Below are 16,959 nucleotides of genomic sequence, written 5' to 3'. Positions count from 1 at the left end.
GCTCCGGGCACGTCCTCATGAACAACCGGCGACGAGGCCGGTGAGGACCTGACAACTGACAGACTGCGCGAAACCGTAAGAGACGAAGACACGCACTACGGCTCATTCGCCGCCACCCGGCAGCAGACAGCCGGCCTGGAAAGATTTTTTCGAGGAAGTGCCGCGAGCGGGAACGTTTTCGGCCTGGTTGGATGTTGACCCTGGTACGACAGCTCGTCGAGCTAGAGAAGAGGCGACGTGACTACTGTTCTGACCCCCGCGAGCCCGCTGACGGCCGCTGACCGATGCGACCGTTGCGGCGCCCAGGCCTACCTGCGCGTCGTGCTGCTGAGCGGTGGAGAACTGCTCTTCTGCGCTCACCACGGCCGCAAGTTCGAGCCGGAGCTCAAGAAGATCGCCGCTGAGATACAGGACGAGACCGAGCGTCTGACGTCCGTTCCGGCCTCCGCAGGCGACGAGGAACGCTGACACTCGCACCACGACGAGCCAGCGCCGGCACACCAGGCCGGTGAACCGGGCGGTCACCCCCCGCACAGGGGGTGACCGCCCGTCCTCGTACAGCGAGCACCGCAGGTCAGCGCCGCTGGAGCAGGGTGCGAGCCGAGCTCGGAGCGTGGCATGTCCGATGGGAATCCCGGGGTGGTCCCCCCGCGCGGCGATGCCCTGCGGGCGGCCTCACCGGTTTCGGCCCAGCGCCCGCATGACCTCGGAGATCCGGGTGTAGACCCCCGGGTTGCCGGCGGTACCGCACCCGCTGCCCCAGGACACCAGGCCGATCGCCCTGCCCCGTGCGACCAGGGGACCTCCGCTGTCCCCCTGGCAGGCGTCCCGGCCGCCCGACGGCTCTCCGGCACACACCATGGACCGGGTCGCGTAGGTGCCCTCGGCACTGCCCGGGTACGCCTCCGCACAGACGGAGTCCCGCAGGACCTTCACCCGTGTCGCCCGCAGCGTGCCGGAGTAGTCACCGGCGCCCGTCGTGTCCCCCCAGCCGTAGACCGTACTGACCGTGCCCGGCCGGTACGCGGGGTCACCCGCCTTCGCCATGCGGATGACCGAGCTCCCCGGCAGCGGTGCGGCGAGGGTGAGGACGGCGAAGTCCCCCGCGTTGGTGTAGGCGTCATAGTCCGGGTTGACCCGCACCTGACGTACCGGGATCTCGCGGCCCTTCTTCGACAGGAGGTCACCGCGGCCCGCGATCACCTTCAGGTCGGTGAGCCGCTCGTACGGCGTCCCCAGCACGGCCTCGCTCAGACAGTGGGCCGCGGTCAGCACGGTCGAGCGCGCGACCAGCACACCGCCGCAGAACTGTCCCGATCTCGTACCGCCGAACCGGTCACGGCTCGACAGCGCCACCGCCCACGGGGTCTGCGAGATCTCGACCGGGTGGCCACCGATGACGGCCCCGGCCGTCGCGGGGGCCGAGGCGGACAGCGGTATCACGGTCGCCGTGACCGCGACGGCCAGCACGCGGGCGAAGGATCGACGCATACGAGCTCCTCACTCCGGGGAGTTGATGGCACACCCAGAGTGGTCCACCCGGCCCATGCCCGCATGCTGCACACGCGCCGAAGGCCCGGCTTCCACCGTGAAAGCCGGGCCTTCGAGCGTATGAGCGACGACTGATCGCGTCCGCGCGACGATCAGTCGAGGTAGTCGCGCAGCACCTGCGAACGCGAGGGGTGGCGCAGCTTCGACATCGTCTTGGACTCGATCTGCCGGATGCGCTCACGCGTCACGCCGTACACCTTGCCGATCTCGTCGAGGGTCTTCGGCTGACCGTCGGTGAGACCGAAGCGCATCGAGACGACGCCCGCCTCGCGCTCGGACAGGGTGTCGAGCACGGAGTGCAGCTGCTCCTGGAGGAGCGTGAAGCTGACCGCGTCGGCCGGGACGACGGCCTCGGAGTCCTCGATCAGGTCACCGAACTCGCTGTCGCCGTCCTCGCCGAGCGGGGTGTGCAGCGAGATGGGCTCGCGGCCGTACTTCTGGACCTCGATGACCTTCTCCGGGGTCATGTCGAGTTCCTTGGCCAGCTCCTCCGGGGTGGGCTCGCGGCCCAGGTCCTGGAGCATCTGGCGCTGCACGCGCGCGAGCTTGTTGATGACCTCGACCATGTGCACCGGGATACGGATGGTGCGGGCCTGGTCGGCCATGGCACGGGTGATCGCCTGACGGATCCACCAGGTGGCATACGTGGAGAACTTGTAGCCCTTGGTGTAGTCGAACTTTTCCACGGCGCGGATCAGACCGAGGTTGCCTTCCTGGATGAGGTCCAGGAAGAGCATGCCGCGGCCGGTGTAGCGCTTGGCCAGGGAGACCACGAGGCGGAGGTTGGCCTCCAGCAGGTGGTTCTTGGCGCGGCGGCCGTCCTCGGCGATGATCTCCAGCTCGCGCTTGAGCTTCGGGGCGAGCTTGTCGGCGTTGGACAGCTTGTCCTCGGCGAAGAGGCCCGCCTCGATGCGTTTGGCGAGCTCGACCTCCTGCTCGGCGTTGAGCAGGGGCACCTTGCCGATCTGCTTGAGGTAGTCCTTGACCGGGTCGGCGGTGGCGCCGGCCGCGGCGACCTGCTGCGCGGGCGCGTCGTCCTCGTCCTCGTCGGAGAGCACGAAGCCGGCGTTCTCGGTGCCCTCGGGCTCATCGCCGGGCTTGCCGGGGGCCGTGGTCTCCTCGAGCGCCTCGTCGTCGAGAAGTTCGACGTCGTCCTTCTTGGCGCTGGTCTTCTTGGCCGCCGTCTTCTTGGTGGCGGTCTTCTTGGCGACAGCCTTCTTGGCCGTGGTCTTCTTGGCCGCGACCTTCTTCGCGGGTGCAGCGCCCTCGGTGACATCGTCGGACGCGGACGCCGTCGCCGGAGCGGCGGTGGCCGTGGCCTTCCTGGTGGTCACCGTCTTCGCCGCCACGGTCTTGGTGGCGGTGCGCTTGGCCGGACTCTTCGCTGCGACGCTCTTACGGGTGCGCTTGGGCTCTGCGGCACTGACCATCAGCGTCACGCCCTCTTCTTCCAGAATCTGGTTGAGGCTGCGCAGTACGTTCTTCCACTGAGTGGCCGGGATCTGGTCAGCTTCGAAGGCCCGACGCACATCGTCGCCGGCGATCTGCCCCTCAGCCTTTCCCCGCTCAATGAGCGCCATGACAGAGACGGACTCGGCGATCTCCGGCGGGAGCGTACGGGATGTGCTGGCCGACACGAACAACCTCTCGGAACGTTGGAAAACGGCTTCCGGCCCCGTCCACTGCGGACAGGAGCCGACGACCGCCGACTGGGGATGGGCCGACGGCGCGGGCGGGGCCGGGAGAGCACAGCGCCACGAGCGGCGTCCGTATTCCCTCCTCGGCTGTCACCTCTTAGGTCATCGCGCTGTCCCGAGGAGCGTTACGCCCAATCTGCGTGGCCCGAGTCACACCCCGTAAGTAATTAAAGGCCCCCAAACCTGGACAAGAACGGGCAGTCGTGGCCATGACCGGTACGTACCCGGCGTGTTCACCGCCTCCCTGTGCCGCCGGGCCCCGCCGGTCCCCGTGCGGGAGCCGATGGGGCCCGGCGGAGGAAGACGGGCCCCGGCGGAGGGAGGCGACGCCGGCCCGGAGACCCCTGGCCGCCGGTCACCCCTGAGAAGGGACGTTCCAGGGAGAGGGCGCTCCGCCCGGTGACCGCGCCGCTCCCGGTACGTGACCGCGCCGGACCGCGCCGCTCCCGGTACGCGGTCGGTGCCCGCGCGACGCGAGGATCCCGGTACGCGGTCAGTGCTCGCGCGGCGCGGGCACCACGCGCTCCACCTCGGGGTGGACCATGAGCAGTTGGCGCATCGCCGCCTCGGCCGCCGTGCCGTCGCCCGCGCCGAGGGCCTCGACGATCCGGGCGTGGTGCGCCAGCGAGGTCTCGTTGGGGCGGTCGCACCCGGTGACCGGGCCTCCGGAGACCTGCAGGGCGGCCGAGACGATGCCGGAGAGGTGCTCCAGCATGCGGTTGCCCGCGACCTGGATGAGCATCGAGTGGAACTCGGCGTCCGCGCGCGAGAAGGTCAGTGCGTCCCCCTGACCCATGGCATGGGTCATGATCTCGACCATGTCACCGAGCCGCTGCTGGACCTCCTCGCGTCCGTGGCCCGCGGCCAGGCGCGCGGCGAGCGGTTCGATCGTCCAGCGCAGCTCGCTCAGCTCGCGCCGCTGGTCGTCCCGCTGCGGCCCGAAGGCCCGCCACTCGATGATGTCCGGATCGAGCAGGTTCCAGTCACTGACCGGGCGTACGCGCGTACCGACGTTGGGGCGCGCACTGACCAGCCCCTTCGCCTCCAGGACACGGAGCGACTCGCGGACGACGGTGCGGGAGACCTCGAACCGCTGGCCGATCTCCTCGGGCACGAGCGGACGGTCCGCGCCGAGATCGCCGGAGACGATCATCTGGCCGAGCTGCTGGACGAGTTGGCCGTGCAGTCCGCGTCCGCGGCTGCCGGCCGCGCGTCGGCCCACACGCCCCAGTTCGGGGTCGGAGCTCTCCCAGGCGGGTGCGCCGACGCGGTCGGCACCCGGGGCCTCGGTGTAGGAGTAGCGGTCGAGTTCGCCCGGGCCGGCCAGGCCGGAGTCGGCGGAGCGGGCGGCGGTCATCATGGTGTGCGCAAGGGTACTCACGCATCCTTTGTCGGCGCCGTCCTCAACTGCCTTGAGGTCTTTGGTGAAAAGCACACGAAAGGGTGATCGCTCACCCCATCGCAATTGACGCCTTATCGGAAAGAAATGGGCTTTCTCCAAGGAGTTGCGCATATGACGAAAACGGAAGGGTGCGGACCCTAGTCATCCGGCCCTGCTGCGCAGGGTCGTGACCAGATAGGCGCAGAGCAGCGTGGCCAGCGACAACAGCAGTGCTCCGCCCACCGGTTGGGCGATCACCCGGCCCGCGGCGGCCAGGTGCTCCTCCCCTCCTGACACCCACCGCAACAGGGGCAGCTCCCGCAGCCGCAGAGGGAGCCCGGCCGCAGATCGCACATGCGCCCCCTCCAGGAACCTGTGCACGAGAGGTACGACGAGGACGGGCACCGCGATCACTGCGGCCAGCCCCGCGGACGTGGACCGGAAGACACCGGCGGCCAGCACTCCCGCCCAGGAGCACCCGACGACGAGGCCGGCCCAACTCACGGCTGCCGACGTCCAGTCGGCGGGAACCCCGGCGACTTCCGGTCCGTATACGAGGTGGAGCAGTTCGAGGTCGCAGCCCACCGTGAGGACGGCGAGAAGCAGCGCGGTGACGGCGGCGACGAGGAGTTTGGCCCCGAGCAGGCCCAGGCGGCGGGGGACGGTGCCGCGGTCCGCGGCCAGGGCGGGATGGCGGAACTCGTCACCGAAGGCGAGCGCTCCGAGCAGCCCGGCGCCGAGCGCCGCGGGGGGCAGGGGCAGCTCCCGCGGCCAGGCGGCGAGAAGACGCGGCTGCGGGGTGTGCCCGATGCGGGCGAGGACGAGGGCGAGCAGGGCGGAGGTGATCAGGACGGTGACAGCGGTGAGATAGCCGGTTCCGATGCCGGCGGCGCGGCGCAGTTCGTAGCGCAGGGGACGCGCAGGGCTCCGCCCGGTCCGGACGGTGATGGGCGGGGGCAGTGGGAGTGAGTGGCCGGGCGGTTTCGGTGCTGCGGGGTGCGGGGCTGCTGGGGCTGAGCCGTGCGGGGCTGCTGGGGCTGCGCGACGCGCGAACGGTGCTGGGCGGTTCGCGGACGGATATGGCAGATCCGGGGTCGGCTCTGGCGGGTCCGCGGTCGGTCCTGGCGGGTCCGCGGTCGGTCCTCGGTGGTGCACGGCCAGCCGTGACCGGTGCGCGGCCGCGCCTGGCCGGGGGGTTGCCGCCTCGGCCTGATGAGGGGCCGCCTCGGCCCGGTGGAGAGCTGCCTTGGCCTGATGCAGGGCCGCCTCGGCCTCGCGGGGGGCCGCTTCCGTCCGATGCTCCGCGTCGTCTTCCCCGTACGGCGGCCCGGGCTCGCTCGTCCGTGCGCCTGCACTCGGGGCCTGGGGCGTGGTGTCCGGGGCCTGGGAGGTGGCGTCCGGCGCCTGAGGGTTGCCGTTCCGCGTCGGCGTGTCGATGGTCGGCGGCGCCTGGACGCCGACGTCGGGCCTCACCCCCATGTCGCCGGTCTCGTCGGCGAGACGGTGGACGAGGATGCCGTGCCGGAACGCGGTCTCTCCGACGTCGGCACAGGTACTGCCGTAGACCGAGAGCCGGTTGCCGTCCTCGCGTACGACCTCGACCGACCGGCGTGCGCTGCGGGCCTCCTTGGTGAGCATGGCGGCGAGCCGGGCCGCGTGCGGGCTCCGGACGGCGACGCGGGGACGGAGCCGGGTGCGGGCGAACTCGGTCACCTCCTGGTCGGCGACGAGTCTGCCTCGATCCAGGGTGACGACCTGGTCGGCGGCCTGCGCCGCCTGCTTGGGATCGCGGGTGGTGAACAGCACGGCGCCACCCTGGGCGGCGTGGGCACGCAGCATTCCGTGCAGCCAACGGCTCTCGCGGACGGACAGTCCGTCGGCGGGTGCGTCGAGGACGAGGGCCGGCGGGTCGGCCAGGAACGCGCAGGCGAGGCCGAGGCGGCGGTCCATGCCTCGCGAGAGGGTGCCCAGGCGTACGTCGCGCAGACCGGCGAGGCCCACGACATCGAGCACTTCGTCCGCGCGCCGCACGGGTACGCCGACGGCGGCGCACAGCATCCGGAGGTGGCCTCGGACCGTACGGGCCGGATGGCCGGGCACGTCACCGAGGACCACGCCGATTTCGCGCGACGGCTGTGCGATGCGATGCAACGGGCGGCCCCCGAAGTAGGTGATGCCACGCCCCTGTTGGAGTCCGAGCATGAGCCTCAGGGACGTTGTCTTGCCCGCGCCGGAAGCTCCGAGGAGTGCGGTGACACGGCCGGAGCGCGCTTCGAAGGAGACGTTGTCGACGACGGGTGGGATCTTCTTGCGGGAGGCGCTGGTCAGTCCGATGGCCTGGATCACCCACAGCAAGATAGCGCGACATGCCCGTTTTTACCGTTTTGAGCGTCGATGGGCACCACCCGCCCGGCAGAACCGGAGCCGGACAGCCGTGGCGTCAGACCTCGGGCCGCAGCATCGGCGGGTTGAGGAGCGTGGCACCGCCCGCGCGGAAGAGCTGGGCAGGGCGGCCGCCCTGGCGTGTGGTCGTGCCGCCGGTGGGCACGAGGAAGCCGGGCGTGCCCGTCACCTTGCGGTGGAAGTTCCTCGGGTCGAGCGCCACACCCCACACGGCCTCGTAGACGCGGCGCAGCTCGCCGACGGTGAACTCGGGCGGGCAGAAGGCCGTTGCCAGCGAGGAGTACTCGATCTTGGAGCGGGCGCGTTCGACGCCGTCCGCGAGGATCTGTGCGTGGTCGAAGGCGAGCGGAGCGACCGGTTCGCCGTCGCGGCCGTAACCGCCCTGCTGCAGCAGTTCCTCGACGGGTGCCCACCGCGCGCTGTTGGCGTCGCCGCCCGCCTTCGGTGCGGGCAGGTCGGGGGCGAGCGCGAGGTGGGCGACGCTGACGACACGCATCCTCGGATCGCGCTTGGGATCGCCGTAGGTCGCGAGCTGTTCCAGGTGCGCGCCGTTGCCCTGGGCCGGCGCCGACGGGTCGTGGGCGCACAGTCCGGTCTCTTCCGCCAGCTCGCGCTCGGCTGCCTGGGCCAGGTCCTCGTCGGACCGCACGAATCCGCCGGGCAGCGCCCACCGCCCCTGGAACGGCTGCTCGCCCCGCCGTACCGCCAGCGCACACAGGGCATGGCGGCGCACGGTCAGCACGACCAGGTCCACGGTGACAGCGAAGGGCGGAAAGGCTGACGGGTCGTAGGGCATGCCGCGATCATAGTCGTCTGCCTGACGATAAGCACTCCCTTCGCCGACCGCTCCCCCACCTGATCCGGTTCTGCCCGATCCGGCCCTCACGAGTGGCCGCCACGGAACACCCCCGTACGCGTCGTCCGAGGTCACGCTCCCAACTGCAGTCCCCCGGCCGCCTCCTCGACCATGGCGAGGCCGAGTCTGCTGACGCGCACCGAGAAGGGAGCGCCCGCGACTCTCAGCCCCGTGAACCCGACCCCGCCCAGCGGTGCGCTGCGCACAGGGCGCAGCGTCACCGTCCCTGCCGGGGCATCGGGACGGATTCCGGCGAGGGCCGTCAGGACCAGCACTCCCGCGGCCGCCGCCGTCGCGGCGGGCCGGCAGGCCGCCGGGTGGGGCAGCGGAGCACTGCCCTGTGTGCGCTGCTCCCCCGCATACATCTCGGGCAGCCGATGACCAAAGGTTTCCGCCGCTGCCAGCACGCCCCGGAGCAGCGAACTCGCCTCCTTCTCGTACCCGGCGGCGGCGAGCCCCGCGATCGCGATCGCCGTCTCATGGATCCGTACGGAGCCTCCGCGATGGCTGAAGGGGTTGTACACCGCGTCCTTCGCGGCCAGAGTGCGCAGTCCCCAGCCGGAGTCCATGGCCGGGCCGCCCAGTAGTCGGGCGAGCTGCTCGGTCCGCACCCTGTCGAGCAGCCCCGGGGCCGTCTCGCCGGAGCCCAGCAGCCCCGTGTCGAGGAGGTGGGCGGCGGCCGCCCCGAGATGGGGGACGGGCCGCCCGTCCGGGGTGCGGGCGGCCGCCGGTCTGCCACCGCCCCGGTCCTCGACCCAGAAGTCCTCCCGGAACGCCGAACGCAGCTGTCGGGCCCACTCCCGAAGCTCCGCGCCGCCCGGTCTGCCGTAGGCGTCCAGAAGGTCGGCGCCCAGCACCGCCGCTCTGTGCGCATGCGCCTGGGTCCCACAGCGCAGCGGCCCGCCGGGCTGCGGATCGGGGAGGTAGGGACCGTCACCGACGGCGCTCCTGAGCCACCTCAGACAGCGCTCGGCGACCGGCAGCAGCTCCCCCGCCTCCTGCTCCGGGAGTCCCCAGCGCCAGGCCTCCGCGAGGAGCGCCGGGAACAGCAGCGTGGCCTCCGTGCCGGTGCAACCCGGTGGCAGATACGGGCCCGCGTCCCGCAACGGCCCAGGGATCATCCCGGACCGCGGCCCGCGTCCGCCGAGTTGGGTGCGGGCCAGGGTGCGGAGCGTGCCCGCGGCCAGACGGGTGCCGAGCGGCAGCGTCATCCTGGCGGCGGCGAGAGCGTCCGCCGGGGCCAGGCCGCAACGCCAGGGGGCGCCCGCCGCCAGATATGTGTCGGACGGACCGGCCAGGTCGCGCAGCAGCAGCGCCCGCAGATCCTCGACACAGGTGTGCAGCAGCGCCTGGACCCGGGGGTCGTCGCCGGCCGCCGTGGCCTGCGCGATCGGACTCGTGGCTCCGCGTCCCACCGCTCTGACGGGTCCGCCGTCGGGCCGTACGCGCAGTTCCACCCTGCGGGTACCGCCGGGCGGGACCTCCAGCTCCCAGCGCAGCAGACCGGCGGAGGCGAGGGCGTCGGTGGGGGGCGGGTCGGCCGTGACGGCCGCATGTCCGGTGGGGCAGGACCAGCGCAGACCGCAGTCGTGAACGCTGGCGGGCAGTTCGGGCCCGGCCCGGCCGGAAGCGATGGCTCCCAGTTCCGCGAGGTCCGTGCCGAGCGCCACCTCGACGGGCAGCCGCAGGGGGCGAGGCGCCGCGCTGTGCAGGGTGATCCGCTCCGTGCCGTCCGCGTGCCGCATGCGCTCGACCACCACGTCCGGATCCGGGCCGGCGTCGGCGGACACGCGGAGCGTACCCATGAACCGGGCCCGGTCCGCGGCGACCATCCGTGCCTGCACGGCGATCGGTTCCCGGCCTGCCACGCGCACCTGGCAGCGGGACAGCATGCGTCGGCCCGCGCGGTAGAAGCCCTCGAGCCCCTGGCCGGTCAGCTGCCCCTGTTCCGCGGAGATCGCCATGCCGGGGAGGGCGACGCAGACCAACGCGGTGTGGGCGGGTGGCAGGCCCGCGGGACGGCGCAGGGACGGTGCCGGTGCCGGGTAGGGAAGCGGGCGCTCGGCCCGGAGGTCGCTGACGAACGAGGTAAGGGAGCGCGGGTCTTTCGGACCGCTCGGGTCGGACCGGTCGCTCCTGGCGGGGGTGAGGGACGCTGGTCCGCTCTTGGCGCTCGGAAGACGGGGTGGTGGACGGTCCGTGTCCGGGGCGCCAGGCAACGGCCGGCGCGTGTCCGGCCGGGGGGCCGCCTGCCGGACCGGGCTGAGGGACCGGCCCGGCGGGTCACCCCTGTCCGTGGGCTGATGCCATGTGCGGTGGCCGGTGCTCGTGTACGGTGCCGGCCGGATGCCCGTGCCCGTCCCTCGTGACGCGGGGCTGTCGGGCACCACGCCGCTCTGCGCCGACGGATCGTCAGTGGGGGACGGTGAAGCAGAGCGGCGAAGTGGGGAACGGTCGTCGTCGGAGGCGGAGGGCGGGGTGAGCAGAGACATGGGTCGGCTTCTCCTGCGCTCGACGCGCCTGCGGTGTGCTCGGCGCCAGGTCTGGGGCTCCGGTGGGACAAGGGCGGTGCGGCGATACGACCCGCCATGGACTCCGCCACTCAGGTGAACGGAGGGGGGCTTCGCCGGGTCACGGCCCGGATCCGAAGAACCGACCGAATGGCGGCGGTCAGGGGCATGGTGTACGGCCTGCATGACCTGCTCATGCCTCCCCTGTCTCCTCCACCTCGACGCCGCTTCCGGCGTCGCCGCGGGTCCGTGTCCGGCCGTCGGCCCCTCCGCGCCCGCCGTGTCCCGCCTCGCCGTGCGCGGTCCCACTCGCCTTGCCGCGCGCGTTCCCGCCTGCACCGCCGTGTACGTCTCCCCTCGCGCCTCCGCGGGCCTTCCGCCCGGGGGCACCACCCGCACGGCTGGTCCTGCGTCCCGGACCGTCGCCGGCGGGTGAGGCACCGTGGCCGGCGGGTGAGGTCCGGTCGGTGGTCCGCGGGCCACGGGTCTTGGGCCTTGCCGAGGGCTGCCGGGTGACGTGAGCACCCGGAGCCGCGTTGGCTTCTCCTGTCCGGCGTCGGTGACTCGGACCGAGCTCGTCCCCGCGTCCGTGATCGCCACGGATTCCGGCGGTGTCGGCCACTGTGCGTTCCTCACGTTCCGCGCGCAGGCACTGGCGGACGGACTCCGGGTCCAGTCCTTCGTTGCAGGCCTGGTGGAGGAGGCGGGCGAAGAGGTAGTCGGGATCGGCGGCGAGCGCCATGGCCAGGGCCTCCCTCGCCTCCAGCTCGTCGCCGGAGGACCAGGCGACCCAGCCGGCGAGCGTCAGCGGCGCAGCGGCGTGCTCCCCGTACGCGCCGACGCAACGGCGGGCGAGGGTGCGCCAGAGGCGGAGGGCCGACGCCGCCTCCTCGCCCTCCATCCATCCGGCCGCGCGGTCTCGGGTCGTACGGTCCTGCAGGCCGAGGATCAGGTCGGCGGCTTCCTCGGGCCCGACGAGTTCGTCGTCGCGGAGGTCCGCCTGGAGTGTGCCGGAGACCGATGGGGCGTCCGCGAGGCGGCGCAGGAGCCTGCGCGCGAGTCCGAGTGTCTCCTCGGCCACCTCTGTACGGCTCTCGTCCCGCAGGATCCTGGGGACGAGCGTGGAGTTGGCGGCGTCCAGCGCAACCTCCTGCCGTCGTGCGCCGGCGGTCTCCCAGGGGCTGAGCCTGACCCTCAGTTCCCGCAGGGTGCCGCGTACCTGCAGGCCCGCGTACGTCGCCGCGGCGGCGAGGACCGACGTGCCGGGCAGGCCCATGGTCTTTCCCTCGACCGGGCAGCAGCCGTGGCCGGGACAGCAGTACGACCAGAAACGGCCGTCGGAGATGCACAGTGCCTCGACCACGGGCACGTCGAACCGTCCGCAGGCCAGGCGCAGCAGTTGTGCCAGCGGTCGCAGCCGTTCCAGCACGTTCCTCCCCGACTCCCCGTCCGACGGCTCCTGGCAGAAGAAGGCGACCATGCTCTCCGGCCTGCCTGCGCGGCGCTCGCTGCCGGTCACGAGCGCATGTGACAACTGCTCGGCCACGGCGGGCCAGTCCTCGGTCTGGGCCGGAATGCCGAGCCTCGCCCGCCCGCCGAACCGGCCGCGCCCCTCCCGGTCGTGCACCGCGACGAGCACGACGCTGTCCTCGGGCCGGTACCCGAGCAGATAGGGCAGGGCGTCGGCCAGCTCCGCCGACGTCCGCAGCGTGACCTGGTGCTCGCCGCACGGACCGGTGGAGGCGCCATGCCCGCCGTGCACCGGAGCGGAGCCGGAGCCGTGCCCGGTGAGGGCAGCGCTGTGCACGCACCCCGGGTGGACGGAGGGTCGCCCCTCCCGCGCATGATCATGATCGGGAGCGGAATGGTTCTGCCCGGGCGCGGACGCCGGTTCCTCTCCCCGGTCCGGAGAGGCGTGCTGGGGTCGTCCTCCGTCCCGCAGGTCCGCGAAGGCGTGCTCGGGGCCGCCTTCGAGATCCGCGGGCATGGACGAGGGCTCGAAGAGTTCCGAAGGTTCACCGCGTCCGCCGTACGCACCGTTCCGGCCGTGCGCACCGCTTCCGCCGTGCGCACCGCTTCCGCCCAGCCCACTGATGTCACCGTCGCCGGAGGTCCCGGCCGCTTCGCTGTGGTTCGTCATGCCGCGACCATCTCGCGGACTCCGATCCTCCGCTTACCTCTGTGGATAAGTCCGATCATGCACACGCCAGCACTACGGCAATCCACCATGAGCACATCAAGAACTGTCCACAGCCAGGGCCGACCCGCTCGCACGATGTCAGAGGCATCGGGTTGCATGGAGGCATGACCAACGACGACCTGCCCCCCACGGACCGCCAGGACCTGCGGACCGCCGCCGACGCCGTACTGAGCCGCCTGGTCGGCGCGCCGTCGGGTGCCGCCCGGCTGCGCGAGGACCAGTGGCGCGCCATCGAGGCCCTGGTCGCCGACAAGCGCCGGGCCCTGGTCGTGCAGCGCACCGGCTGGGGCAAGTCCGCGGTCTACTTCGTCGCGACGGCGCTGCTGCGGGAGCGGGGCGCCGGCCCGACCGTCATCGTGTCCCCTCTCCTCGCGCTCATGCGCAACCAGGTGGACGCGGCGGCCCGCGCCGGAATTCACGCACGGACCATCAATTCCTCCAACACGGAGGAGTGGGACACGATCCGGCGCGAGGTGGCCGCAGGTGAGGTCGACGTGCTGCTGGTGAGCCCCGAGCGGCTGAACAATCCCGACTTCCGCGACCAGGTGCTGCCCGAACTGGCCGCGGCGACCGGCCTGCTGGTGGTCGACGAGGCGCACTGCATCTCGGACTGGGGGCACGACTTCCGCCCGGACTACCGTCGCCTGCGCACCATGCTCGCCGACCTCCCGCCCGGGGTCCCCGTCCTCGCCACCACCGCGACGGCCAACGCGCGCGTGACGGCCGACGTGGCGGAACAGCTGGGTACCGGTGGCGGATCGGACGCGCTGGTCCTGCGCGGGCCCCTCGACCGGGAGAGCCTCAGCCTCGGTGTGCTCCGGCTCCCCGATGCCGCCCACCGCATGGCCTGGCTCGCCGAGCACCTGGACGAGCTCCCGGGCTCGGGCATCGTCTACACGCTCACGGTGGCCGCCGCGGAGGAGGTCACCGCGTTCCTCCGGCAGAGCGGGCACACGGTGGCCTCGTACACCGGGAAGACGGAGAACGCGGACCGGAGGCAGGCCGAGGAGGACCTGCTCGCCAACCGCGTCAAGGCGCTGGTCGCCACGTCGGCGCTGGGCATGGGGTTCGACAAACCGGACCTGGGCTTCGTGATCCATCTGGGCTCGCCGTCGTCGCCCATCGCGTACTACCAGCAGGTCGGTCGCGCGGGCCGCGGCGTGGAGCACGCCGAGGTACTGCTCCTGCCCGGCAAGGAGGACCAGGCCATCTGGGAGTACTTCGCCTCGATCGCGTTCCCTCCGGAGGAGCAGGTGCGCCGCACGCTGGACGTGCTCGCGCGCGCGGAGCGGCCGCTCTCGCTGCCCGCCCTCGAACCGCTGGTGGAGCTGCGGCGGTCCCGGCTGGAGACGATGCTCAAGGTCCTGGACGTGGACGGTGCGGTACGGCGGGTCCAGGGCGGCTGGATCTCGACGGGTGTCCCCTGGACCTATGACACCGAGCGGTACGCATGGGTCGCCAAGCAGCGCGCCGCGGAACAGCAGGCGATGCGCGACTACGTCACGACGACGGACTGCCGCATGGAGTTCCTCCGCAGGCAGCTGGACGACGACGAGGCGGCGCCGTGCGGGCGCTGCGACAACTGCACGAAGCCCCGCTTCACGGACTCCGTGTCACCCGCCGCGCTGGCCGCCGCGCAGGGTGAGCTCGCGCGCGCGGGGGTCGAGGTCGAGCCCCGGAAGATGTGGCCGACGGGCCTGCCCGCGGTGGGCGTGGAGCTGAAGGGGCGTATCCCCGCGGGCGAACAGGCGGCTCCCGGCCGGGCCTTGGGACGGCTCTCCGACATCGGCTGGGGCAACCGGTTGCGACCGCTGCTCGCGCCCCAGGCCCCGGACGGGCCGGTGCCGGACGATGTCGCGAACGCCGTGATCGGTGTCCTGGCGGACTGGGCGAAGGGCCCGGGCGGCTGGGCCTCCGGACAGCCCGACGCCCCGCCGCGGCCGGTCGGCGTCGTCACTCTGGCCTCGCGCACCCGTCCGCTGCTCCTCCGGTCCCTGGGCACCCGGATCGCGGAGACCGGCCGGCTGCCGCTGCTGGGGTCGATCGGGTACACCGGTGACATCACCCAGGTCTCCCGCAGCAACAGCGCGCAACGGCTCAAGGCGCTCCATGGGGCGCTCACCGTGCCGCCCGCGCTCGTCGAAGCCCTCGGGCAGGCCGACGGCCCCGTCCTGCTCGTGGACGACATGACCGAGACGGGCTGGACAATCGCGGTCGCCGCGCGCATGCTGCGACGGGCCGGCGCGCAGGGGGTGCTGCCGCTGGTGCTCGCCGTCCAGGCATGACCCGGGCCCGCGCACCGGGACCACCCGGGCGGCGCCCCAGCCCGACGGTGACCTTGCAGCGCAGCGCTCCTGGTCAACGCATGCGTCGCCCGGAAGCCCACAGCGCGGGGATATAGGCGACAGATCACCAGAAAGCGGTCGGCGAGCCCGATTGCTCGTTGCCGCAACGAAGTTCGACGGGAAGAATTGAAGTCCGCTCCCCGCACGGCTCTTTTCGACGTTCGGCCAGGGTTCCGCTGCGGCGTGCGCTCCCCAAGTCCGACTCTCGCCCGCAGTATGGGCGCGTAGCCGAAGGGAGGACCGTGACCTTCGGATTCGCTCCGTCCTCGGCGGCGAACACGTCGACCCCTGCCGACCTGTACGCCGCTTCCGCCAACCCGGTGGCCCGCATACTCGAACCCGCGGAGTGGGCCGCTGCCGGAATCCCACTGCTGCGCAACCCCCGCGATGTCGTCAGCGGACTGCACGCACGCCACAGTCCCCGGCCGGCCACCGCGGTCGTGGCCGTCCTCGATCCGGACGAACGGCTGCTGGCGAGCGCGTCGTTCGACCGTCGTCCGGCCCTCGCGGACGGCTGGATGTTCCGCAACGCGCTCCTCGCCCAGCTGCGCCGGGTCATACCGCACGACCTCCGGCGCCGCACTCCGGTACGTACGGCGGTACTGCTCTACTGCCGCGAGGGCGACGGCCGCTGGACGGAGGAGGACGGGGCGTGGATGTGGGGGCTGCGCGACGCCTGCACACTGCACGGACTGCGCTGCGGGGCGTACATCACGCTGACGCGTGACGGCTGGCAGGTGCTGGGTGAGGGCCGGGGCGGACGTCGGCCCCACACGGACTCCCCCGCGGAGCCCTTCGCCGTGGCTCCGCCCCCGGCGCCGCGCGCCGGGGGCGCCGCGTCGGACATACTGCGCCGGGCTGCCGCGCGCTGAGCCCGGCAGCGCACGCACTGCGGCAGGCACACGCGGACAGACACCGCGGAGGAAGTCCAGGAAGGGCGGTCACCGGCGGGGCACCGCAGGGCGGTCGGCCGCCGGCTGGGCGCCGTGGAGCGGTCGACCGCCGCCGGGGCTCGCCACGCACAGCCGTCACCACGCTTCCGGTCACTGCGCGCCGCGCCCCGTGCAGCCGTACGAAAAGCCGGTGCGGCCCTGGAATCCACCCAGGACCGAGCCGCCGGCGCCCGTATCGCACGCAGGCCACCCGGTCCCTGGTCCACGCCCTCGTCCCGCGCCACCTCGCCCACACATGGCTCACCCCCGGCCTCGACACACACAGCGTGAAGCCAGGGGCACGAGGGAGGCCAGCGGCACGAGGCGCAGGAGTCAGCCCGGCGGCAACCGACCCACGGGCCGGAGCGCGGAAGCGCGGCAGCACAGACCGGAGGGCCCGGAGCACGGAAGCTGCGCTCAGGGGCGCGAAGCGCCAGCTCCGGAGTCGCTCAGACCCCCGCGCCCAGCAACGAGTTGATCCGCTGCGGATCACCGCAGACGATCAGCAGCGCACCGGCGCGTGTGAGAGCCAGCGGCAGGGCCTGCGCGGCGGCCGCGTCGGGTCCTCCATTGACGGCGACCACGACGACGGGACGGGGCTTGGCCCGTTCCGCGACGGCGGCGTCCGCATAGAAAACGTCGTCGCCCGCGTCGTGCTGCGCCCAGTAGGGGGCTTCCCCGAAGGACAGCTCGTGCGCGGCCCACGGGTGCGGTTCGCCGGTGGTGATCACCAGCACCTCACCGGGGGCGCGCCCCGACTCGAGCAGCAGGTCGACCGCTTCCTCGGCAGCATCCAGCGCGCCGTCCGGCGAAGCCGGGATCAGCTGGATCTGCGGGGTGTCGGAAGCAGCGGCAGCATCCGGTGCGGACGGGGTTCCCGGCTTGGCCGCGGCGGCGTCGCGCGGTGTGCGCTGGCCCGGCGTCGGCCTGACGGGCCCCGGTCGGCCGGGACGCGCCGGAGCCGCGGGACGGGGACCGGGTACGGGGCGAGGGGTCGGCGCGACGCGGCCGCTGGCCGGAGTGGCACGCGGACCCTGGGCACTCTCGTGAATCTGAGGCTCCTCGGGAATGAGAGGCATGAGCT

11 protein-coding genes are annotated in these 16,959 nt (G+C 72.5%); 3 read left to right on the top strand and 8 right to left on the bottom strand.

The window, feature by feature from the left end:
• The first annotated feature begins 237 nt into the window (after positions 1–237).
• Positions 238–468, top strand: a complete 231-nt coding sequence (locus tag IE242_RS32580; RefSeq protein ID WP_189865835.1) for a DUF7455 domain-containing protein — start codon at positions 238–240, stop codon at positions 466–468.
• Positions 469–675: 207 nt separating this feature from the next.
• On the opposite strand, the gene IE242_RS32575 is transcribed toward IE242_RS32580, so the two are convergent.
• From IE242_RS32575 to IE242_RS32545, 7 genes are all read right to left on the bottom strand, one after another.
• Positions 676–1,491, bottom strand: coding sequence for a S1 family peptidase (locus tag IE242_RS32575; RefSeq protein ID WP_189865833.1), 816 nt, complete (start codon positions 1,489–1,491; stop codon positions 676–678).
• Positions 1,492–1,643: 152 nt separating this feature from the next.
• Positions 1,644–3,188 carry an RNA polymerase sigma factor gene (locus IE242_RS32570; RefSeq protein WP_189865831.1) on the bottom strand — a complete coding sequence of 515 codons (1,545 nt, stop codon included), beginning with the start codon at positions 3,186–3,188 and terminating at the stop codon, positions 1,644–1,646.
• Between the two features lie 553 nt (positions 3,189–3,741).
• Complete coding sequence (locus IE242_RS32565) at positions 3,742–4,629, bottom strand: FadR/GntR family transcriptional regulator (RefSeq protein WP_189865829.1); 888 nt, start codon at positions 4,627–4,629, stop codon at positions 3,742–3,744.
• Between the two features lie 162 nt (positions 4,630–4,791).
• Complete coding sequence (locus tag IE242_RS32560) at positions 4,792–6,975, bottom strand: ABC transporter ATP-binding protein (protein WP_189865827.1); 2,184 nt, start codon at positions 6,973–6,975, stop codon at positions 4,792–4,794.
• 94 nt (positions 6,976–7,069) lie between these two features.
• Positions 7,070–7,828 (bottom strand): NUDIX hydrolase, encoded by a 759-nt coding sequence (locus tag IE242_RS32555; RefSeq protein ID WP_189865825.1) that lies wholly within the window; start codon positions 7,826–7,828, stop codon positions 7,070–7,072.
• Positions 7,829–7,959: 131 nt separating this feature from the next.
• Positions 7,960–9,852 (bottom strand): glycogen debranching N-terminal domain-containing protein, encoded by a 1,893-nt coding sequence (locus IE242_RS32550; RefSeq protein ID WP_189865823.1) that lies wholly within the window; start codon positions 9,850–9,852, stop codon positions 7,960–7,962.
• A gap of 739 nt (positions 9,853–10,591) precedes the next feature.
• A complete protein-coding gene (locus IE242_RS32545) occupies positions 10,592–12,205 on the bottom strand; it encodes a DUF4192 domain-containing protein (RefSeq protein ID WP_373299644.1) in 1,614 nt (537 codons plus the stop codon).
• Between the two features lie 497 nt (positions 12,206–12,702).
• Between IE242_RS32545 and IE242_RS32540 the strand changes: the two genes are divergently transcribed.
• Both IE242_RS32540 and IE242_RS32535 read left to right on the top strand, forming a co-directional pair.
• On the top strand, positions 12,703–14,883 hold the full coding sequence (locus tag IE242_RS32540) for a RecQ family ATP-dependent DNA helicase (RefSeq protein WP_189865821.1): 2,181 nt from the start codon (positions 12,703–12,705) through the stop codon (positions 14,881–14,883).
• A gap of 302 nt (positions 14,884–15,185) precedes the next feature.
• Positions 15,186–15,815 (top strand): hypothetical protein, encoded by a 630-nt coding sequence (locus tag IE242_RS32535; protein ID WP_189865819.1) that lies wholly within the window; start codon positions 15,186–15,188, stop codon positions 15,813–15,815.
• 509 nt (positions 15,816–16,324) lie between these two features.
• Here the strand turns inward: IE242_RS32535 and IE242_RS32530 are convergent.
• On the bottom strand, positions 16,325–16,954 hold the full coding sequence (locus IE242_RS32530; protein WP_189865817.1) for a hypothetical protein: 630 nt from the start codon (positions 16,952–16,954) through the stop codon (positions 16,325–16,327).
• Positions 16,955–16,959: the final 5 nt, after the last annotated feature.

The organism is Streptomyces poonensis, from assembly GCF_014650915.1.
In the GTDB taxonomy this organism is placed as follows: domain Bacteria; phylum Actinomycetota; class Actinomycetes; order Streptomycetales; family Streptomycetaceae; genus Streptomyces; species Streptomyces poonensis.
Note: the sequence above shows the minus strand (reverse complement) of the source record. Positions and strands in the feature narration are given on the sequence as shown.